17 protein-coding genes are annotated in these 20,294 nt (G+C 61.3%); 12 read left to right on the plus strand and 5 right to left on the minus strand.

The window, feature by feature from the left end; translation table 11 throughout:
- Positions 1 to 2: 2 nt before the first annotated feature.
- Positions 3 to 1,970: a S9 family peptidase gene (locus GM655_RS16440; protein WP_155435754.1), complete on the minus strand. Its 1,968-nt coding sequence runs from the start codon at positions 1,968 to 1,970 to the stop codon at positions 3 to 5.
- A 123-nt stretch (positions 1,971 to 2,093) separates the two neighbouring features.
- Here GM655_RS16440 and hemE point away from each other — a divergent pair, with 123 nt between their 5' ends.
- Both hemE and GM655_RS16450 read left to right on the plus strand, forming a co-directional pair.
- Positions 2,094 to 3,173, plus strand: a complete 1,080-nt coding sequence (gene hemE, locus GM655_RS16445) for a uroporphyrinogen decarboxylase (RefSeq protein ID WP_155435755.1) — start codon at positions 2,094 to 2,096, stop codon at positions 3,171 to 3,173.
- A gap of 783 nt (positions 3,174 to 3,956) precedes the next feature.
- Positions 3,957 to 5,990 carry a primosomal protein N' gene (locus tag GM655_RS16450; RefSeq protein WP_155435756.1) on the plus strand — a complete coding sequence of 678 codons (2,034 nt, stop codon included), beginning with the start codon at positions 3,957 to 3,959 and terminating at the stop codon, positions 5,988 to 5,990.
- 7 nt (positions 5,991 to 5,997) lie between these two features.
- Here the strand turns inward: GM655_RS16450 and GM655_RS16455 are convergent, their stop codons facing one another.
- Positions 5,998 to 6,888: an ArgP/LysG family DNA-binding transcriptional regulator gene (locus GM655_RS16455; RefSeq protein ID WP_155435757.1), complete on the minus strand. Its 891-nt coding sequence runs from the start codon at positions 6,886 to 6,888 to the stop codon at positions 5,998 to 6,000.
- Positions 6,889 to 7,106: 218 nt separating this feature from the next.
- Between GM655_RS16455 and GM655_RS16460 the strand changes: the two genes are divergently transcribed.
- A complete protein-coding gene (locus tag GM655_RS16460) occupies positions 7,107 to 8,234 on the plus strand; it encodes an HD-GYP domain-containing protein (RefSeq protein ID WP_229632600.1) in 1,128 nt (375 codons plus the stop codon).
- On the opposite strand, the gene GM655_RS16465 is transcribed toward GM655_RS16460, so the two are convergent.
- The gene (locus tag GM655_RS16465) at positions 8,235 to 8,717 is read right to left on the minus strand and encodes an SRPBCC family protein (protein WP_155435758.1); all 483 of its coding nucleotides are present in this window, start codon (positions 8,715 to 8,717) and stop codon (positions 8,235 to 8,237) included.
- Positions 8,718 to 8,848: 131 nt separating this feature from the next.
- Here GM655_RS16465 and GM655_RS16470 point away from each other — a divergent pair, with 131 nt between their 5' ends.
- From GM655_RS16470 to GM655_RS16485, 4 genes are all read left to right on the plus strand, one after another.
- Positions 8,849 to 10,909 (plus strand): UvrD-helicase domain-containing protein, encoded by a 2,061-nt coding sequence (locus GM655_RS16470; protein ID WP_155435759.1) that lies wholly within the window; start codon positions 8,849 to 8,851, stop codon positions 10,907 to 10,909.
- A 188-nt stretch (positions 10,910 to 11,097) separates the two neighbouring features.
- Positions 11,098 to 11,562, plus strand: coding sequence for a cache domain-containing protein (locus tag GM655_RS16475; RefSeq protein WP_155435760.1), 465 nt, complete (start codon positions 11,098 to 11,100; stop codon positions 11,560 to 11,562).
- Between the two features lie 54 nt (positions 11,563 to 11,616).
- On the plus strand, positions 11,617 to 13,260 hold the full coding sequence (locus GM655_RS23250) for a methyl-accepting chemotaxis protein (protein ID WP_308807414.1): 1,644 nt from the start codon (positions 11,617 to 11,619) through the stop codon (positions 13,258 to 13,260).
- A 46-nt stretch (positions 13,261 to 13,306) separates the two neighbouring features.
- The gene (locus GM655_RS16485) at positions 13,307 to 13,519 is read left to right on the plus strand and encodes a SlyX family protein (protein ID WP_371866861.1); all 213 of its coding nucleotides are present in this window, start codon (positions 13,307 to 13,309) and stop codon (positions 13,517 to 13,519) included.
- Between the two features lie 6 nt (positions 13,520 to 13,525).
- Here GM655_RS16485 and GM655_RS16490 read toward each other — a convergent pair whose 3' ends face one another.
- Positions 13,526 to 13,993, minus strand: a complete 468-nt coding sequence (locus GM655_RS16490; RefSeq protein WP_155435762.1) for a heme-degrading domain-containing protein — start codon at positions 13,991 to 13,993, stop codon at positions 13,526 to 13,528.
- A gap of 113 nt (positions 13,994 to 14,106) precedes the next feature.
- On the opposite strand from GM655_RS16490, the gene GM655_RS16495 reads away from it, so the two are divergent.
- The 5 genes from GM655_RS16495 (at position 14,107) to GM655_RS16515 (ending at position 19,659) form a co-directional block, all read left to right on the plus strand.
- Positions 14,107 to 14,550 carry an SRPBCC family protein gene (locus tag GM655_RS16495; RefSeq protein ID WP_155435763.1) on the plus strand — a complete coding sequence of 148 codons (444 nt, stop codon included), beginning with the start codon at positions 14,107 to 14,109 and terminating at the stop codon, positions 14,548 to 14,550.
- Between the two features lie 225 nt (positions 14,551 to 14,775).
- Positions 14,776 to 16,896: a M3 family metallopeptidase gene (locus GM655_RS16500; RefSeq protein ID WP_229632601.1), complete on the plus strand. Its 2,121-nt coding sequence runs from the start codon at positions 14,776 to 14,778 to the stop codon at positions 16,894 to 16,896.
- Between the two features lie 47 nt (positions 16,897 to 16,943).
- A complete protein-coding gene (locus GM655_RS16505) occupies positions 16,944 to 19,070 on the plus strand; it encodes a M3 family metallopeptidase (protein ID WP_155435764.1) in 2,127 nt (708 codons plus the stop codon).
- A gap of 85 nt (positions 19,071 to 19,155) precedes the next feature.
- The gene (locus GM655_RS16510) at positions 19,156 to 19,365 is read left to right on the plus strand and encodes a VF530 family protein (RefSeq protein WP_155435765.1); all 210 of its coding nucleotides are present in this window, start codon (positions 19,156 to 19,158) and stop codon (positions 19,363 to 19,365) included.
- 9 nt (positions 19,366 to 19,374) lie between these two features.
- Positions 19,375 to 19,659 carry a DUF4404 family protein gene (locus GM655_RS16515; RefSeq protein ID WP_155435766.1) on the plus strand — a complete coding sequence of 95 codons (285 nt, stop codon included), beginning with the start codon at positions 19,375 to 19,377 and terminating at the stop codon, positions 19,657 to 19,659.
- A gap of 16 nt (positions 19,660 to 19,675) precedes the next feature.
- On the opposite strand, the gene GM655_RS16520 is transcribed toward GM655_RS16515, so the two are convergent.
- Complete coding sequence (locus GM655_RS16520; RefSeq protein ID WP_155435767.1) at positions 19,676 to 20,185, minus strand: DUF1269 domain-containing protein; 510 nt, start codon at positions 20,183 to 20,185, stop codon at positions 19,676 to 19,678.
- Positions 20,186 to 20,294: the final 109 nt, after the last annotated feature.

Consider the following 20,294-nt stretch of genomic DNA (forward strand, 5'->3'; position numbering starts at 1 on the left):
GCTTAGTCCGGCAGGTTATCGATCAGTACGGGCGCACTGGCTGTAGCATCGTGCAGGCCGAACATGTGCTGGTAGAAGTACAGCTCCGCTTCCAGCGTGCGGATGATGGTATCGGCCTTGCGGAAGCCGTGGCCTTCGCCCTCCAGCGCCACGTAGGCGACGGGCACGCCACGCGCCTTGAGCGCCTGCACCATCATTTCCGACTGCTTGGGCGGCACCACTTTGTCGTCCAGCCCCTGGAAGAAAATCATCGGGCAGGACAGCTTGTCCGTGTGATGGATGGGCGAGCGTGCCTTGTACAGTTCGGCCGCAGCCGGTTGTGGCGCAATCAGGTATTCGTTGTAGTGCGATTCGAATTTGTGCGAATCCGCATCGAGGCCGGCCAGATCGGACACGCCGTAGTAGCTGGCGCCCAGCTTGAAGGTGTCGTGGAAGGTCAGCGCGCACAGCGTCGTCAGCCCGCCCGCGCTGCTGCCGCGGATGATCAGGCGTTGTTCGTCCGCCAGTCCGCGTGCGACCAGTGCCTGGGCACCGGCCACGCAGTCCTCCACATCGATGATGCCCCACTGGCCTTTGAGCAGGTCGCGGTAGGCGCGGCCAAAGCCCGTGCTGCCGCCATAATTCACATCGAGCACGCCGAAGCCGCGGCTGGTCCAGTACTGGGTGGCCAGCTTGAGCGTATTCACCGTCATGCCGGTGGGGCCGCCGTGGCCGATGACGATGACGGGCGGCTTGCTGCCTGCCGGCGCCTGCACGGCCGGATTGCATGGCGGGTAGAAGAAGGCATGTGCGGTGCGCCCGTTAGCGCTCGGGTAGCTGATGCTGGTAGGGATGGACAGGCAGGCTTCGTCCGGCAGTTCGGCGATGGACTGCGCGAGAATTTCCACCCCTTCCTCGGTGAAATCGATGCGCGCCAGTTCCAGCGGGATGGTGGGGCTGCCGGCCAGCATGACGATATAGCCTGCTGCCACGCGCAGCTCGCGGATTTCCGCGTACGGGTTGGCGATGGCTTCGAGCTTGCCGCTGGCGGGCAGCAGGCGTGCCAGATGGCTGACGCCTTTGACGATATAGGTGCAAATGATTTCGCTGGCCGAGCGGAAGCCATACATGCTGTTACCGAAGGTCCAGTGCGGGGTGGCGAATTCGGCCTCCATCGGGCACAGGCCCTCGGTGCGCTGGCCGTCGCGACACAGGCGGTACAGATTCCACCAGCCGCTGCGGTCGGAGACGAAGTGCAGCAGGCCATCCGGCGACCATTCAGGCTGGCAGACCGATTCTTCGCGGCTGCCCGCAATACGGCGCGGCTCACCCAGTGTGCCGTCTGCAGCGATGGCGGCCAGCCACAGGGAGGTGCCCTGCCATGGCATGTCGGGGTGATCCCAGCTTAGCCAGGCCAGCGCGCTGCCATCGGGCGCCACGCGCGGCGAAGAATAGAAATCGGCGCCCTGCACCAGCACCTGTTCGCTGCCGTCGGCGTGGATGGCGCAGAGAGTGTTGTGTGGCTGGCCGTGGTCGTCGCCGTGCAGTTCGCGCACGGCGATCAGGCGGGCGCGCTGACGGTCTATGGCCAGATCGGCAAAGCGCTGGCTGCCGGCGGCCGTGATCACCTGTGGTTCTGGCGTATCTGCTGTCAGATCAAGTCGGTACAGGCGGTTATCGGCGAAATGGGAGAAATACACGGTGTCGCTATCGACGGCATAGGCGCCGCCGCCATATTCGTGCACGCGGCTGCGCACGTTGTAGGGCATGGCGGTGATTTCTTCCTCGTGCACGCCGTGGTAGCGCAGCAGCGTGCTGCGCCCGGCCTGCGCTGCGCGTCCCGCCAGCCAGAAAATATCGCAACCATCGGCCCCGCCCAGCATCAGGCCCGAGAGCGGCGTCGCCCCTGCCGCCACCTGTGCGGCGCTGATCGTCGATGGCCATGCGCCGAATGGTATGACAGGCGCGACGGGGAGGATAGTGTTGCTCATGGGGTCTCCGGGAGGGGGAATTGCACGGTGCTAGGCATGATAGTGAATCGCGCGACGATCATCCAGCAAAAAAGCCCGCGCGGGATGTCATAATAGCCGTTTCACCGCTTTCGATTGCTACCCATGCCACAATTTGCCCCGCTCCAGAATGACAACTTCTTGCGCGCGTTGTTGCGCCAGCCGACCGATTACACGCCTGTGTGGCTGATGCGTCAGGCGGGGCGCTACCTGCCTGAATACCGCGCCACGCGCCAGAAAGCCGGCTCCTTCATGGGTCTGGCCACCAATTCCGACTACGCTACCGAAGTCACGCTGCAGCCTATTGACCGCTATCCGCTCGATGCTGCCATCCTGTTCTCCGACATTCTGACGGTGCCGGACGCCATGGGTCTGGGCCTGTACTTCGTCGAAGGCGAAGGGCCGAAGTTCCAGCGTCCGCTGAAAACCGAAGCCGACGTGATGGCCCTGCGCGAACCGGCCGAAGGCTCGCTCGACTACGTGTTCAAGGCCGTGACCCAGATCCGTACGGAACTCAATGGCCGCGTGCCGCTGATCGGCTTCTCCGGCAGCCCATGGACGCTGGCTTGCTACATGGTAGAAGGCCAGGGCTCGCGCGAGTTCCACACCATCAAGAAGATGCTGTACAACCGTCCGGAACTGATGCACCACATCCTGCGCATCAACGCCAAGTCGGTGGCCGACTACCTGAACGCCCAGATCGACGCAGGCGCACAGGCCGTGATGATCTTCGATTCGTGGGGCGGTGCACTGGCCGATGGCGCTTATCAGGAATTCTCGCTGCAGTACATGCAGCAGGTGGTGTCGCAGCTGAAGCGCGAAAAAGACGGCGTGAAGATACCGGCCATCGTGTTCACCAAGGGCGGCGGCCTGTGGATAGAGCAGATCGCCGACATCGGCGCCGATGCCGTCGGTCTGGACTGGACCGTCAATCTGACCAAGGCACGCCAGCAGGTAGGCGACAAGGTGGCCCTGCAGGGCAATCTGGACCCGGCCATCCTGCTGGCCAGCCCGGAGCAGGTGCAGGCCGAAGTGCGCAAGGTGCTGGATGCCTACGGCAAGCCGTCGGCCGGCCACGGCCACGTATTCAATCTGGGCCATGGCATTTCCCAGTTCACCGCGCCGGAAAATGTGGCGGCCATGGTGGAAACTGTCCACAGCTACAGCAAAGCCCAGCGCGCCTAAGGTAGTTTGCTAACAGAGGGCACGTTTCGTGAGGAAACGTGCCCTTTTTCATTGGTGTATAGAAGAAATCCGTAGCGACTTATACACATTTTTTTCAGCTGTGGAAATATCCAGCACTGTATAACTTTCTACTGGGATGCTTTCGCTAAGTTCATGATTTTAAACGAATAAATTTATTTACCTCTAAGTAACTTTTAGCAAGTCGTAAACTCGGAAATGGAACTTCAACTGGTTTATTTGTTCATTGTCCACAAAGTTATCCACAAAAACTGTGGATAAAAAATAAAAGTACTTAGTAAACCGTGACTTAGCCATAATGTTGTGATTTTTCCTGAAGTTCATGTTGCATTGCACGATTTTTAGGCAGTGATACGATGACTTCGAAGAAGTTGTGAGAGCACAAACCTTGTCGTTGAGGCATGTGTAGAATTCGCCGGCAGCGCAGCCTTATGCTGCTGTGCAGTATTGCTTCACCCTGCGCAAAAAGTGCTTGATTTCGGCAAAAAATTTTTTCTAAATTCGGCACTTATGCACAGTAGAGACGTCACAGCGGTGATTTTTTCTCTCCTAGGAAGCATTTTATAAGTGCTTGATTTTAAATAAAAATAATTGTGAATTTTTAGCCAGTTTACGGGGCATCAAGCTTGTCTGTGCACGTTTCTGGGGATTAAGATTCCTTTGTCCACAAAGTTATCCACAAAAACTGTGGATACATCAAATAGTTGAAGTGGTGTGGGTCTGGCGAGGCTCCCGAACCGCAGCAACGCTACTGTAACGGGAGCTATGTCTGGTCTGTTAAACCATTGCATCTTGCAGATAGTGCTCGATACGCCGCTGCATGCCGTGTTCGATTACCGCTGGCCCTGCGCTGCGGCAGACCGGCCACAGGTCGGACAACTGGCGCTCGTGCCATTTGGCCGGCGCGAAGTGGCGGGCCTGATTGTGGGCGTGGCGGACAACAGCGACGTGCCTGAAGACAAGCTCAAGGATGCGCTGGCCGTGCGCAGCCAGCTCAGTCCCCTGTCGCCCCAATGGCTGGCGCTGGCCGGCTTTGCGGCCGACTATTATCAGCGCCCGCTCGGTGAAGTGGCGCTGCCCGGCCTGCCCAAGAATACCCGTCTGCCCACCACGGTGGCACTTGACCGTGCTCTGAAGAAACTCGCCAAGCTCGATACCGCGCATGACGGCACGCCGCTCAATGTGCCGGCGCTGAATCCGGCCCAGCAGCAGGCGGCCGATGCCATAGGCGGCGCACACGGTTATCTGCCGACGCTGCTGCACGGGGTCACGGGTAGCGGTAAGACGGAAGTCTATCTGCAGGCCTGTGCGCAAGTGCTGGCGCGCGAGCCCGACGGCCAGATTTTGATACTGGTGCCGGAAATTAATTTGACGCCCCAGTTGGAAGGTAATATCCGCGCGCGTTTCCCCGGCGTGATGCTGGCCACCCTGCACAGCAGCTTGTCCGAAGGCGAGCGCATGCTGCACTGGCTGGCCGCCCATCAGGGCCGCGCCCGCATTGTGTTGGGTACGCGGCTGGCCATCCTCGCGTCGCTGCCCGCGCTCAAGCTGATCGTGATCGACGAAGAGCATGACCCGTCCTACAAACAGCAGGAAGGGCTGCGCTATTCGGCGCGCGATCTGGCCGTGTGGCGTGCGCGCCAGCTCGATATTCCCATCGTGCTCGGTTCCGCCACGCCGTCGCTGGAAAGCTGGCAGCATGCCCAGTCGGGCCGCTACCGCTTGCTGACGCTGCGCGAGCGCGCCGTGCAGAATGCCGTGCTGCCCCGTATCAGCCTGCTCGACATGGAGCGTGACAAGCCGCACGATGGCCTGACGTCGGCGCTGGTGGCGGCGCTGCGCCTGCGCATGGAGCGCGGCGAACAGTCGCTGCTGTTCCTCAACCGGCGCGGCTATGCGCCCGTGATCTGCTGCGAAGCCTGCGGCTGGATCAGTAACTGTCACCGCTGCACGGCCTATATGGTGCTGCACCGGCCCGAGCACCGGCTGCGCTGCCACCATTGCAGCCTCGAGATGCGCATTCCCCGCCACTGCCCCGATTGCGGCAATGTCGACCTGCAGCCGCTGGGACGCGGTACCCAGCGGGTGGAAGAAGGCTTGCAGCAACTGTTCCCTGACGCGCGCATATTGCGCATCGATGCCGATTCAACGCGGCGCAAGGGCAGCGCGCAGGCCGCGTTCGACAGCGTGCACAGAGGCGAAGTGGATATCCTGATCGGCACCCAGATGGTGGCCAAGGGCCATGATTTCAAAAACCTCACGCTGGTCGGCATCCTGAATCCCGACACGGCGCTGTTCTCGCAGGATTACCGCGCCAGCGAACGCCTGTTTGCCCAGCTAATGCAGGTGGCCGGACGGGCCGGGCGGGCAGGCCAGAGCGCGGACGGTAGCGTCAGTGAAGTGCTGATCCAGACCCGTTATCCCCAGCATCCGCTGTATGGCTCGGTGGTGCGGCATGACTACGATAATTTCGCCACGGCCCTGCTGGAAGAACGCCAGCAGGCCGCCTTGCCGCCCTTCCTGTATCAGGCGCTGCTGCGCGCCGAAGCGCCGGAGCTGGCCACGGCCGTCGAATTCCTGTCGCAGGCGCGCGATCTGCTGGCCCACCCCGACGTCACGCTGCACGACCCCATCCCCATGAGCATGACGCGCGTGCACAACGTCGACCGTGCCCAGTTGCTGCTGGAAGCGGCCTCGCGCCCGCTGCTGCAGGCTTTCCTCAAGGAGTGGCTGCACCTGCTGCGCACGGTGAAAACCCGCGTCAAGTGGTCGCTCGAAGTCGATCCGGTGGATATCTGAGCCGGTTTTACTGCAGCAGGTAGCGCCTGGCGGTGCTGATGATCTGCTCGCTGAGGGCACGCGTGAACGGCGTATCCAGATTCCAGGCATGCCATTCCAGCGCCACATCGACGGGCTGGCCCGGCGTCAGTTCCACCAGACGCTCCGCCGCCAGTGCAGCGGATACCTGCAGCAGCGGCATCAGGCCGTAGCCCAGGCTGCCATACAGGCATTTCGCGCTGGCAGCCGAGGGCGGCATGCTGTGGTGCGGATAACTGCCCTGCAGGCCCAGCGTCTGGTGCAGATAGCCGGCCATCAGCTCGGCGTCGCTGACGATGGCTGGCGCCAGCCGCGCCGCTTCGATGGAAAAGCCGTCACCGAACCAGTGGGCGGCAAACGCCGGCGTGGCCACGCAGACGTAGCGCAGCTTGCCCAGTGGCGTGACGTCGGCACCGCTGGCCGGCAGCGCGCCGTGGCTGGCGGGAATGATGGCGCCGAACACGCCACCTTGCTGCACTAGCTGCAGCGCCTGCTCGCGCGCTGCGCTGTGGATTTTGAGCTGGCAGCGGGGCGGCGCCAGCAGCGGCTGCAAGCAGAGGGGAAACCATGTGCTCAGGCTGGCGCTATCCACTGCCAGCGCAATTTCCGGCATGCTGGTGCTGTGGCCCAGATCAATGTCGAGTGCGGCTTCCATCAGGCGCACACTGCGATGGTGCGATACCAGCCGCATGCCCAGCCCCGTCGGTACGGCAGGCTGGCCACGGATGATCAGCAGGCGGCCAGCCGTATCTTCAAGCGCCTTGATGCGTTGCGATACGGCCGACTGGCTGATGCCCAGCGCCAGTGCAGCTTTTTCGAAACTGCCCTGACTGACGACAGCATCGAGTACGGCCAGCGCACGGTAATCCAGAGTCCCCATAAGCTGCACTTATAAAAAATGAAAACGATAAGCGATACTAATACTAGTTGCCGCCTACGTACATGAATTCAGTGTTTGCCTGTTGCACTGCGACGCCACAGGGCGGCCCATCAGTTCGCCCCACTGCGGTGAAATATAGTGCAAAAATACAACATTCTCACACATTGTCACTAAAAAACGTCGTATGCTGCAGGCAAGGTGGCTTTCTATTAACAGCAATGAATATACGTAAAGTGACGGCGGCCGATCTGCATCTGGGCATGCCCATGCCATGGAATGTGTACGGTGAAAATGGCGACTTAATGGTACGCAAAGGCCATATGCTGGCCAGCGTGAGCCAGATCAGTTCGCTGGTGGCGCAGGGCGTGTACGAGGATTACAGCGGCCAGAGCAGCGTGCCTGCTTCGGCCGTGCGCAAACTCAATGCCGCCGGCCAGCAGCTGGCCGCCCTGTTGCCTCTGATCGAGCAGGGCACGGCGCCGCATGATGTGCTGGTACGGCTGGAAATGGTCGCCGGTCTGGTGGCCAAGGCGGTGGCAGTCGACACCGATGTGGCCGTGGCAGCCATCCTGCACAACCAGCAAAGCCTGCCCTACAGCATACGTCACAGCCTGAACAGCGCCATCATCGTCCATCTGCTGGGACAGGCGCGCCAGCTGGCGCAACCGGAGGTGCGCAGCCTGACGCTGGCAGCCCTGACCATGAATGTGGGCATGCTGGCCCAGCACCAGCGCCTGCAGGAATGCAGCGAGGAGCTGTGCAGCAGCGACCGCGCCATGGTGCTGCATCATTGCGAGCGCGGCGTGCAATTGCTGCGCGCGGCCGGCATCGACGATGCCCGCTGGCTGGAATGCGTGCTGCACCACCACGAGAACGAAGATGGCAGCGGCTATCCGCTGCGCAAAGCGGGCGCCCAGATCCCGCCGCTGGCACGGCTGCTGGCGCTGGCCGACCGCTATTGCGCACGCGTCAGCGAGCGCGCCTACCGCAAGACCATGGCACCGAATCTGGCCCTGCGCGATCTGCTGCTCGATGCCAATGTCACGGTCGACGGCAATCTGGCGCCCATGCTGATCCGCGCGCTAGGCATCTATCCGGTGGGCACCTATGTGCGGCTGCTGAATGGGGAAGTGGCAGTGGTGGCACGGCGCGGCCTGCAATCGACCACGCCGCAAGTGGAAACCGTGCTGTGCCCGCGTAGCGGCCCGCTGGCACGCAGCCAGCCGCGCGACACGCGTACCGGCGTGCACGGCATCCGAGATGCGCTCACCATGGCTCAGGCGGCGGCCCTGCAGGCGCCACCGCTGCGCATGGAACAGGTGTGGGGCGGGCGCGCGGCCGCCTGATCAGTTCAGCAGCGAATCGAGCCGGCCCTGCTCGGCCATATCGCGCAGCACGCGGATGGTATCGAGATCGGCCGCATGGTAGGCCGAGCGGCGGTAATCGTCATACATGCTGTTGGCCGCATCGGTGGCGGCATCGTGGCCATCGTCGTACTGGAAGCGCACGAACAGCGCACCCTCGGTCGGGCTTTCGATACTCATGATCAGGCTGGAAGCGCTGATTTCACCTTGTGCCGCGATCAGATAGCGCACCTGCCGCATGGGCTCGAACTCGACCCGGTCTTCCACCACCAGCTCGCCGTAGCGCAAACGGCGGCGCAAGCCTTCCACGTTGCGTTCATCGATCAGGCATTCATCGAGATGGGGCATGAATAGCTGCGGCGATTCGGCCCGCAGCACCAGACCGCGCCATAGTTGTTCCACGCTCAGCGGTTCGAGCAGCGGGTTGAGCGGGTCGTTAATTTCTATCAGATGTTCGAATTTCATGATCTTTGTGTTTCAGGTCAGGCGCAAGCACCTCGATCCTGCATGGTAACGCAAGTATCCCCAGCTTGTCCGGACCGTTCCGGCGGGCTGCTACAATGCGATTCTGATTTTCCCTGCAAGAGCGCCATCCGATGTCCAAAGCCCCCATGTTCGGCCTGAATGTTCCGCAAAGCGAGGCCGTGACCTATCTGGACGGCCCCTGTCTGGTGCTGGCCGGCGCCGGCTCGGGCAAGACCCGCGTGATCACGCAGAAAATTGCCCACCTGATCGAGGACCGCGGCTATGACCCGCGCACGATTGCCGCGCTGACCTTTACCAACAAGGCGGCGCTGGAAATGCAGGAACGTATCGCCAAGCTGCTCAAGCAGCCGCGTCAGGCCAAGCAGCTGACCGTATCCACTTTCCACTCGCTGGGCGTGAAGATATTGCGGCAGGAAGCCAACGGGGTGGGATTGAAAGACCGCTTTTCCATCATCGACAGTGACGACTGCGGTTCGCTGATCCAGGATCTGGCCATCACCACGGACAAGCAGATCGTGCGCCGCATCCAGACCGATATCTCGCTGTGGAAGAATGGCCTGATCGATCCCGTGCTGGCCTTGAATCAGGCCAAGGATGAAGACCAGGCCCAGTCGGCGCGTATCTACGCCAGCTATGTGGCCACGCTGTCGGCCTATCAGGCGGTGGACTTCGACGATCTGATCCGCCTGCCGGTGGAACTGTTCCGCAACAACGAACCTATCCGCGACAAATGGCAGCGCCGCCTGCGCTACCTGCTGATGGACGAGTATCAGGACACCAATACCTGCCAGTACGAGCTGGTCAAGCTGATGGTGACGGGGCTGGGCAAGAAGCCCATGTTCACTGCCGTGGGCGATGACGATCAGGCCATCTATGCATGGCGCGGCGCTTCGGTGGAAAACCTGAAAACCCTGCAGACGGATTTCCCTGATCTGGCAGTGATCAAGCTCGAGCAGAACTACCGCTCCACCACGCGCATTCTGCAGGCGGCCAATGCCGTGATCGGCAACAACCCCAAGCTGTTCGAGAAATCGCTGTGGTCCGAGCACGGGCTGGGCGAGCCGATCAAGGTGCTGGGCATGGCCAATGACGATCAGGAAGCCGAGCAGGTGGCCATCATGATTTCGGCCGACCATTTCGAGCGCAAGAACAAGTGGTCCGACTACGCCATTCTGTACCGCGGCAACCATCAGGCGCGCGTGATCGAGCAATGCCTGCGCAAGGAGCGCATCCCCTACACCATCTCGGGCGGCCAGAGCTTCTTCGACAAGGCGGAAATCAAGGACATCATCAGCTATCTGCGCCTGCTGGCCAATACCGACGATGATCCGGCCTTCATCCGCGCCGTCACCACGCCACGGCGCGGCGTGGGCCAGTCGACGCTGGAAACGCTGGGTACTTTCTCGGGCCAGTGGCAGTGCTCGCTGTTCGAAGCCGTGTTCAAGGGCGGCATCGAAGCGCTGCTGGCGGAAAAGCAGCTGCGTCCGCTGCGCGAGTTCTGCAACTTCATCAACGATCTGGAATCGCGCGCGAGCCGCCCGGGTCCCAGTGGCAGTGGCGACAATGCGGCGCAGGTGCTCGATGATCTGCTCGAAGCCATCAACTACGAATCCTATCTGTACGATATGTTCGACGAGCGCGCGGCCCAGAGCAAATGGCAGAACGTGCTGGAGTTCACCAACTGGCTCAAGGAACGGGGCCGTGGCGGCAAGGACCGCGATGGCGACGAAAAGAATGTGCTGGAACTGACCCAGATGGTGGCCCTGATGTCCATGCTGGAAGGGCAGGACGAAGATCCCGATGCGGTGCGCATGTCGACGCTACATGCGTCGAAAGGGCTGGAATATCCCCACGTGTTTCTGGTGGGCGTGGAAGAAGGCATCTTGCCGCACAAGGGCGATGCTGACGCGCCGGCCGAGCAGATCGCCGCACGGGTGCAGGAAGAACGCCGCCTGATGTATGTGGGCATTACGCGGGCCCAGCGCACGCTGCACATCAGCTGGTGCAAGAAGCGCAAGCGCGCCGGCGAACTGGTGCACTGCGATCCCTCCCGCTTCATCAAGGAAATGGCACTCGATGTGGGTACGGCCGTACCGGCTGAATCCGAAGTGCTGACGCCCAAAGAGCGGCTAGCAAGAATGAAGGAATTGCTGGCTACACCCAAGTCCTGAAGCAATCATGACGCTTACGCAAATAACGCTGATTTGAGTGTTGCGCGGATGTTGTAAAAACACGCCGCGCCGACACAATTCGCCGTGCCGTCTGTGCACGGGTGGAAGAACAGGACTAGTATGAAGTCGTCGTGCAAATGTTAATGCACGTCAACTTTCATCCTGATTCCATTACAAAAAGAGACATCATGCTAAAGACTACTTCCCTCCGTCTGGCATTGGCTGTGGCTGCTTGCGCGCTGGTGCCGTCTCTCCACGCTGCCGAAGGTGGTGCCACCCGTGCCGATGCCGAAGCCATGGTCAAAAAAGCCGTGGCGCATATCAAGAAAGAAGGAGACGCCAAGGCCTATGGCGACTTCACTGCCAAGGCGCCGCAGTTCATCCTGCATGATCTGTACATCGTCGTGTACCGGCTCGATGGCACGGTGCTGGCGCATGGCAGCAATGCCAAAATGGTGGGCAAGAATCTGATCGAGCTGAAGGATATCGACGGCAAAGCCTTTGTGAAAGAACGGGTCGAACTGGGTAAATCCAAGGGCACGTTCTGGCAGGACTACAAGTTCACCAATCCGGAAAACAAGAAGATCGAGCCCAAGCAGATGTACTGCGAGAAGCTCAACGATACGGTAGTTTGCGGCGGCATTTATCTCTGATTCCTGGTGCCTGCGCGCCGCGCTGCGGCGCGCATCGTTTTGGATGGATAGACCTTGAAGATCGCACATAAATTGCTGGTCGTGCCAGCAGCGGCATTAGCCTGCCTGATGTTCCTCGGTACCGTATCGTACTTCTCCATGCAGGATAACGAGGGCCGCATACAGGACTTGAAAGACACTACCTTCGTGGCGTTGCGAACGGCCAGCCAGCAAAGTAATGTGCTGGGTCAAATTCATTCTGCAAGTTACGCAAAAATCGCCATTGCCGGCAGTCTCACGGAAGCAGAGCTGGCCAGCTTCGGCAAACAGACTTCGGGCGAGCTCGATAAGGTCGCCAGCGAGCTTGGCCGGCTCAAGGATATGACGGGTGCCAACGAGGCAGCGCTAGCCCTGCCCATGCTGGCAGCCTACCGCGCCGGTGTCGCACAGGCGCTCGATCTGGCATCGATGGATGCCAACACGGGTGTGGCCGCCATGCAGAGCGCCGACAGCCAGTACCAGAAGATGCGCGCCGTGCTGGATAAGGTGGTGGGCAATCTGAACAAACAGGCCGACCTGTCGCTGCAGGACGCCAAGACGGCCGATAGCCGCGCCGTATGGATAATTCTGATTGTGATGGGCGTAGGCTCGCTGGTGCTGCTGGCGCTGACCGGCGCCATCACCCGCGCCGTGCTGCATCCTATCGCCGATGCCTGCGCCGCTGCCGAGCGGCTGGCGGCCGGCGATCTGGCCACGCCGGTGGAAATGCGGCGCGACGATGAAATGGGCGCGCTGTCGCGTGCCCTGAGCACGGTGATCGATAACTGGACCCATCTGCTGACGGATATCCGCACGGCCGGCCATACGATTACCCAGGAAGCCAGCGAAATCGCGCAAGGCAATGCCGACCTGTCGGCCCGCACGGAATCGCAGGCCAGCTCGCTGGAAGAAACGGCGGCCTCCATGCACGAGCTGACCGACACCGTGCGCGAGAATGCCGATCACGCCCAGCAGGCCAACCAGCTGGTGGTGTCCGCTTCCGATGTGGCCGTGCAGGGCGGGCAGGTGATGGAGCAGATGGTGGGCACCATGGCCTCCATCAAGGAAAGTTCGGCGCGCGTGGTCGACATTATTTCGCTGATCGATTCGATTGCCTTCCAGACCAATATTCTGGCGCTGAATGCGGCGGTAGAAGCGGCCCGTGCCGGCGAGCAGGGGCGCGGCTTTGCCGTGGTAGCGACCGAAGTGCGCGGGCTGGCGCAGCGCTCGGCGCAGGCTGCGCGCGAAATCAAGGACTTGATCGACGACTCGGTGGCCAAGGTGGAAACCGGCAGCAAGCTGGCCGATACGGCGGGCCAGACCATGGGCAATATCGTGACCTCGGTGCGCCATGTGACGGAAATCATGAATGACATCAGCGTGGCCAGCCGCCGCCAGACTCAGGGTATCGAGGAGGTCAACAGCGCCATCACGGAAATGGACGACCTGACCCAGCGTAACGCGGCACTGGTGGAACAGGCGGCAGCGGCGGCGCAAAGCATGCGCGAGCAGGCGCATGAACTGCTCAAGGCCGTCAGCAGCTTCCAGTTGCCCGCTTCGGCAGGTGCCAACAATGTGCCGGAAGCCGGGGCGGCTGCTGCCGCGGCCAGCGCGCCCACCCTGTTACAGCGGCGTGGCCAAGCTGGCGCCGGCAAGCGGCTGGCGATTGCCAAGTCCTGAAGCGGCGGAGCCGGTAAAATGCATGCTTTCCAGCCGGGAGCATGCCGTGAGCAACACTGAAGACCGATTTATCGACATAGAAATCAAACTGGCCCATCAGGAACATCTGGTGGAAGCGCTGAACCAGCGCGTCTACGAACAGCAGCAGCAGATCGACAAGCTCGAGCAGCTATGCAATCTGCTGGTGCAGCATGTGCGCGATCAGGCGCGCAATGCGGGCGCCGCGCCGCTGGCGCACGAACCGCCACCACACTACTAGGCCGGGCTAGTTCAGCACGGCTTCGAGCGCCTCCACCAGCAGCGCATGGTCCTCGGCCTGACGCAGGCCGGAAACGGCGGCCGTGCCTATCATGCCCGTGCCACGCAACAGGATGGGGAAGGCGCCACCGAAGGCTGCATACTCTTCCGCCGGCAGATGCTTCTGCTGGTCGAAGGCCACACCGCGCTGGCGGTAGTCGCAGCCCACCGCATACGAGCTGCGGCCAAAGCGCAGCACCACATTGCTCTTGCGCCGTATCCAGTCGGCCTGATCGGCCGTGCAGCCCTGCATGGCATGCTGGAATACCAGCTTGCCGTTCAGGCTAATCTGCACCGTGACGTTTTTCTGCCGCTGTCGGGCCAGTTCTATCACTTTCAGGCCCAGCGCGAGCGCCGTATCGCTGCTGAAAGTGGTAAATTGCAATGCGTTTTCCTGCTGCGCCAGAGTCGCCAGCAGTTCAGCTTCGTTTTCCATCAATAAGTCCTGTAGCTTTCATCAGGCTGGCAGTGTAGCGTAAAGCTGCAGCGCCGGTCAGGTGGCACGGGGCAGCCTGATGGCCTTCCACCGTATTCCACAGGAGCAGAACCATGACCCACACTATCAAGCTGCACCGCGTAATGCGCGCCCCGGCCGAGCGTATCTACCGGGCGTTTCTGGATGCCGATGCGCTGGCCAAGTGGCTGCCGCCGCATGGCTTTAGCGGCAAGGTGCATGGCCTCGATGCGCGTGTGGGCGGCAGCTACCGCATGTCCTTTACCCATTTTGCCAGTGGCAATACGCACGCCTTCGGCGGCGAGTATCTGGAACTGGTGCCGAACGAAAAACTGATCTACACGGCCAGCTTCGATGATCCCAATCTGCCCGGCCAGATGCAGACCACGATCGCCCTGCGCAGCGTGTTCTGCGGTACGGAGATGGCCGTGGTGCAGCAGGGCGTGCCGGAAGTGATCCCGCCTGAAGCGTGCTATCTGGGCTGGCAGGAATCGCTGGCCCTGCTGGCCCAGTTGGTGGAGCCGGAAATTCCGCAGTAATTCTGCCATGTTGCATTTGAGCACTGCACATCCCGTAGCTAGGCCACTAGCGGCCAAGCTTTGTTTGGAAAAATAGGGAACTCTCCGACAAAGTGCAGTGCAGCATTTTTTGCCCGTGACGGCCGACCTGAGCCGCTGCTATGATCGCCTTTGCAACTGCTGCGGTTGCCGGCTTTCCGCCTGCGCGTCAGCATCTTCCACCGGCGTTTAATGAAAGAGTTCCCCATGTCCCGTCCTCAAATGCTCATCGTCGCGGCCGCCCTCGGTCTGGCGTTTTCCCAGACTGTACTAGCGGCACCGGCCACCCTGGCCGGCAATCCGCTGGCCACGGCCAGCAAGCTGCCGTTCAACTATCCCGTGTTTGACCAGATCAAGGACGAGCATTTCGTACCGGCGTTTAACGAGGGCATGCGCATCCAGCTGGAAGAAATCGCCGCAATTGCCGGCAACCCGAAGCCGGCCACGTTTGAGAACACCATCGTGGCGATGGAAAAATCGGGCGAGCTGCTGAGCCGCACCCAGACCGTGTTCTACAATCTGCAAGGCGCCAATACCAACGACAAGATGGATGCGGTGGACAGCGAAATGTCGGCCAGGCTGGCCGCCCATGGCGACGCGATTTACCTCAACCCCAAGCTGTTCGCCCGTGTGCACAGCCTGTACCAGCAGCGCGTCAAGCTCAAGCTGGACGCCGAAGCGCGCCACCTGCTGGAGCGCTATCACAAGGACTTCGTGCGCGCTGGCGCCCAGCTATCGGACGCCGACAAGGAAAAGCTGAAAAACCTCAACGCCAGCATCGCCACCCTGCAGACCGCCTTCACCCAGAACGTGCTGAAGGAAGCCAATGCTTCGGCGCTGATCGTGGATAGCCGCGACGAGCTGGCCGGCATGAGCGAGGCCGCCATCGACGCCGCTGCTGCGGCCGCCAAGGCCAAAGGTCAGGATGGCAAATTCCTGGTCGCCATCGTCAACACCAGCGGCCAGCCGGCACTGGCCGAACTGAGCAACCGCGCCGTGCGTGAAAAGCTGATGGCGCTGTCGCTGGCACGCGGTAGCCATGGCGGTGAATTCGATAGCCGCGAGACGGTGCTGAAAATCGCCAAGGCGCGCGCTGAAAAAGCCACCCTGCTCGGTTATGCCAACTTCGCTGCTTATGCACTCGATGACCAGACTGCGCACGACACCAAATCGGTCAACCAGCTGCTCGGTGATCTGGCCAAACCGGCCGTGAACAATGCACGCAAGGAAGCGGCCGACCTGCAAGCCATGGTGGTGGCCGAGGGCGGCAGCTTCCAGCTCGGCGCCGCCGACTGGGCCTATTACGCCGACAAGGTGCGCGCCCAGCGCTATGCCTTCGACGAGAAGCAGATCAAGCCTTACTTCGAGCTGGATAACGTACTGACCAAGGGCGTGTTCTTTGCCGCCAACAAGCTGTACGGCATCTCCTTCAAGGAGCGCAAAGACCTGCCCGTGTACAACCCGGACGTGCGCGTGTTCGATGTGTTCGACGCCAACGGCAAACAGCTGGCCATCTTCATCGCCGACATGTACGCGCGCGGCAACAAGCAAGGCGGCGCATGGATGAATGAATACAGCTCGCAATCCAAGCTGCTCGGTCGTCATCCGGTGGTGGCCAATCACCTCAACATTCCCAAGCCGCCGGCTGGCGAACCGACCCTGCTGACTTATGATGAAGTGTCTACCGCCTTCCACGAATTCGGCCATGCGCTGCATGGCATGTTCTCCAACGTGACCTATCCGCGCTTCTCGGGCACCAGCGTGCCTAGCGACTTCGTGGAATACCCATCGCAAGCCAATGAAATGTGGGCCGTGTGGCCGGAAGTGCTGGCCAACTACGCCAAGCATTACAAGACGGGCGAACCGATGCCGAAAGAGTTGCTGGACAAGGTCATCGAGTCGCGCAAATTCAACCGCGGCTTTACCGCCACCGAATATCTGGCTTCCTCGCTGCTGGACCAGCGCTGGCACCAACTGACCCCGGCCCAGATTCCGACCGATGTACTGGGCTTCGAAGCGGAAGCGCTGAAAGATCTGGGGGTGGACTTTGCGCCTGTGCCGCCGCGCTACCGCACCACTTATTTCTCGCATAGCTTCTCGGGTGGCTATGCGGCAGGTTATTACGCCTACCTGTGGTCGGAAAAGCTGACGGCCGATACGGAAGTCTGGTTCAAGCAGAACGGCGGCCTCAAGCGCGCCAGCGGCGACTGGTACCGCAACAAGCTGCTGTCGCGCGGCGGTACGGATGATGCAATGAATCTGTTCCGTAACTTCCGTGGCCGCGATGCCGTCATCGAGCCGCTGCTGGAACGCCGCGGCCTGAAATAAGCCGGCGCCGAGCACAGCTTAAACCTACAACTTACAACAGGAAAACCATGAACCGTCATCTGATGATCGCTGCTGCCGTTGCCATCGTGTGCAATGCCGCGCAGGCCGCCGAACCGGCTGCCATGCTGCCCGCCAGTAATCCGTTCGCCAAGGCCAGCACACTGCCTTTCGGCTACCCGATGTTCGACCAGATCAAGAACGAAGACTATGCGCCGGCGTTTGCCGAAGGCATGCGCATCAACGCTGCCGAGATCGAAGCCATCGCCAACAATCCCCAGCCTGCCACTTTCGACAACACCATCGTGGCGCTGGAAAAATCGGGCCAGCTGCTGTCGCGCGTGAGCTCGGTGTTCGGCAATCTGTCCGGTGCCAACACCAACGACAGCTTCAAGGCGCTCGAGCGCGAGCTGTCGCCCAAGCTGGCCGCGCACAGCGATGCCATTCGCCTCAACGAGAAGCTGTATGCGCGCATCAAGTCGCTGTACGACAAACGCGACAAGCTGCACCTCGACGCGGAAGCCAAATACCTGCTGCAGCGCTACCACACCGACTTCGTGCGGGCCGGTGCGCGCCTGTCGGCCGCCGACAAGGAAAAGCTGAAGAGCATGAATGGCCAGCTCGCCAATCTGCAGACGGCGTTTGCCCAGAACGTGCAGGAAGAAGCCAATGCGTCGGCACTGGTCGTCGATACCCGTGCCGAGCTGGCCGGTATGTCCGATGCTGCCATCGACGCAGCTGCGGCGGCGGCCAAGGCGCGCGGCATGGACGGCAAATTCGTGATCCCGGTGGTGAACACCACGGGGCAGGCCAATCTGGCCGTGCTGACCAACCGAGCCGTGCGCGAACGCCTGATGGCGGCGTCGCTGGAACGCGGCAGCCACGGTGGCCAGTTCGACAACCGTGAAGTGGTGTTGAAACTCGTGCGGCTGCGCGCCGAGAAGGCCGCGCTGCTCGGTTATGCCACTTATGCCGACTATGCACTGGAAGACCAGACTGCGCATGATGCGCAGGCCGTCAACCGCATGCTGGCCGAATTCGCCCGCCCTGCCGTGGCCAATGCCAAAAAAGAAGGCGCCGAAATCCAGCAGGTGATTAACCGCGAACAGGGCGGCTTCGAGCTGGCCGCGCAGGACTGGTCGTTCTACAGCGACAAGGTGCGCGCCGAGCGCTTCAACTTCGACCAGAACCAGTTGCGCCCCTACTTCGAGCTCAACAACGTACTGACCAAGGGCGTGTTCTTCGCCGCCAACAAGGTGTACGGCCTGACGTTCAAGGAACGCAAGGATCTGCCCGTCTACCATCCCGATGTGCGCGTGTTCGACGTGTACGATGCGAATGGCAAGCAGCTGGCCATCTTCCTGGCCGACTTCTACGCACGCAGCAACAAGCGCGGTGGTGCATGGATGAATGCCTATGTGTCGCAGTCCAAGCTGATGGGCACGCATCCCGTAGTGGCCAACCACCTCAACATCCCTAAGCCCAAGGATGGCGAAGCCACGCTGCTGACCTACGACGAACTGCGCACGCTGTTCCACGAGTTCGGCCATGCGCTGCATGGCATGTTCTCCGATGTGACCTATCCGCGCTTCTCCGGCACCCGCGTGCCGCGCGATTTCGTCGAATTCCCGTCGCAGGTCAACGAGATGTGGTCGGTCTGGCCGGAAGTGCTGGCCAACTACGCCACCCACTACCAGACGGGCGCCGCCATGCCCAAGGAATTGCTGGACAAGGTGATCGCTTCGAAGAAATTCAACGAAGGTTTCCGCACCACGGAATATCTGGCCGCATCGATACTGGATCAAAAATGGCACCAGCTCGGTGTGGCGCAGATCCCGAGCGATGTACTCGGGTTTGAAGCGGACGCGCTGAAGTCGGCCGGCATCGATTACGCGCCCGTGCCACCGCGCTACCGCACCACCTATTTCTCGCACACCTTCGCCGGTGGCTACACGGCCGGCTATTACGGCTACCTGTGGTCGGAGAAGCTCGATGCCGATACCGTCAACTGGTTCAACGAGCAAGGCGGCATGCTGCGCAAGAACGGCGACTGGTTCCGCAAGATGCTGCTGTCGCGCGGCGGCACCATGGATGCCATGCAGATGTACCGCAAGTTCCGTGGCCGTGATGCCACCGTCGAACCGCTGCTCGAGCGTCGCGGCCTGACGGAAAAATAAGCCGCCCAGCGCTGCTGCCACGGGTCGCTGTGCCGATTTATGTGAAAATCGGCACAGCGGCCTTTTTTTATGGGTAAGATAAAGTATGAGCAAACAATTGCAGGGCATGACACTGGAAGCGATACTGATCCGTCTGCATGCGTATTACGGCTGGGAGCAACTGGCCCAGCGCATCGCGATCAACTGTTTTATGAGCGACCCCAGCATCAAATCCAGCCTGAAATTCCTGCGCAAAACCCCGTGGGCGCGCGAGCGCGTCGAAGCGCTGTATTGCGCCACCCACTTCAACGATTAGGATTGCAACATGGATAGCAAACTCAAGGCCACACTGAATTCCCTGCACAGCCATCTGGCCCAGAGCGGCCCGCTGGACGAGGAATCGCGTACTCTGCTGGCCCAGCTCGATGGCGATATCAAACAGCTGCTGGCCGCTAATGCTGCCGCCTCAGCCGATGCTGCAGAAGAAAGCAGCACCTATGGTCTGGCCGAGCGCGCGCAGGAACTCGGTGCCAAGTTTGCCGTCAAACACCCTCATCTGGAACCGGCCTTGCGTGAGCTGGGCAATATACTCTCCAGCATGGGCATCTGAACCCCGCACTTCAGCGTCAGGGAAAAGCCAGCGCGGGCGGCTCCATGCCGCCAAAGCTGGCAGCAGGGTGGCGCTGGGCCATCATGGCTTCGATGTCATCGACCCGGGCAGCCGGCAGATCGAGGATGAGCAGAACGCGCCCTTGTGCCAGTGCGGCCGCAAAGCGGCGCAGCCGCGTATTCGGTACGGCCGCCGCATTCATGGCGCTGGCCCAGCTACCGAGCACGGCGCCGCCCAGCATCAGCAGCAAAATGGTGAATGTACCTGCAGTCCAGCCCGCGATCGGATAAAAAGCCAGCCCTATGGCGCAGGCTAGACCGATCACGGCGCCTAGCGCCGCGCCCAACTGGGCACCATGCACGATGTCGGTACGGCCCAGCAGGCCCAGCGTGGGTAGTTCTGCGGCCATGGCCTGACGGGCCAGAAAGTGGATGTGGCGTATGCTGACCCGTGCCAGCAGCAGCTCGTCCAGCACGGCACGGGCGCTGCCCGCATCGGGCAGCGTAAAGTAGAGGCGGCGTTGCATGGCATTCTCCCGCGCGAGGTGATGCCTCCTTTATAGCAAACGGCGGCCTGCATGCAAGATCATTCTGACATCATTGCCGGATTGTCCAGCTTGCCTGATATGCCCAAGT

Source organism: Pseudoduganella danionis (genome assembly GCF_009720775.1).
GTDB classification, from domain to species: Bacteria; Pseudomonadota; Gammaproteobacteria; order Burkholderiales; family Burkholderiaceae_D; genus Rugamonas; species Rugamonas danionis.

Excerpts from the sequence above, each read along its gene's own strand:
- GM655_RS16490 (WP_155435762.1), bottom strand. The coding sequence starts at position 13,993 with ATGGAAAACGAAGCTGAACTGCTGGCGACTCTGGCGCAGCAGGAAAAC.
- GM655_RS16470 (WP_155435759.1), top strand. The coding sequence starts at position 8,849 with ATGTCCAAAGCCCCCATGTTCGGCCTGAATGTTCCGCAAAGCGAGGCC.
- GM655_RS16475 (WP_155435760.1), top strand. The coding sequence starts at position 11,098 with ATGCTAAAGACTACTTCCCTCCGTCTGGCATTGGCTGTGGCTGCTTGC.
- GM655_RS16510 (WP_155435765.1), top strand. The coding sequence starts at position 19,156 with ATGAGCAAACAATTGCAGGGCATGACACTGGAAGCGATACTGATCCGT.
- GM655_RS16520 (WP_155435767.1), bottom strand. The coding sequence starts at position 20,185 with ATGCAACGCCGCCTCTACTTTACGCTGCCCGATGCGGGCAGCGCCCGT.
- GM655_RS16465 (WP_155435758.1), bottom strand. The coding sequence starts at position 8,717 with ATGAAATTCGAACATCTGATAGAAATTAACGACCCGCTCAACCCGCTG.
- GM655_RS16505 (WP_155435764.1), top strand. The coding sequence starts at position 16,944 with ATGAACCGTCATCTGATGATCGCTGCTGCCGTTGCCATCGTGTGCAAT.
- GM655_RS16450 (WP_155435756.1), top strand. The coding sequence starts at position 3,957 with ATGTCTGGTCTGTTAAACCATTGCATCTTGCAGATAGTGCTCGATACG.
- GM655_RS16460 (WP_229632600.1), top strand. The coding sequence starts at position 7,107 with ATGAATATACGTAAAGTGACGGCGGCCGATCTGCATCTGGGCATGCCC.
- GM655_RS16515 (WP_155435766.1), top strand. The coding sequence starts at position 19,375 with ATGGATAGCAAACTCAAGGCCACACTGAATTCCCTGCACAGCCATCTG.
- GM655_RS16500 (WP_229632601.1), top strand. The coding sequence starts at position 14,776 with ATGTCCCGTCCTCAAATGCTCATCGTCGCGGCCGCCCTCGGTCTGGCG.
- hemE (WP_155435755.1), top strand. The coding sequence starts at position 2,094 with ATGCCACAATTTGCCCCGCTCCAGAATGACAACTTCTTGCGCGCGTTG.
- GM655_RS16440 (WP_155435754.1), bottom strand. The coding sequence starts at position 1,970 with ATGAGCAACACTATCCTCCCCGTCGCGCCTGTCATACCATTCGGCGCA.
- GM655_RS16495 (WP_155435763.1), top strand. The coding sequence starts at position 14,107 with ATGACCCACACTATCAAGCTGCACCGCGTAATGCGCGCCCCGGCCGAG.
- GM655_RS16455 (WP_155435757.1), bottom strand. The coding sequence starts at position 6,888 with ATGGGGACTCTGGATTACCGTGCGCTGGCCGTACTCGATGCTGTCGTC.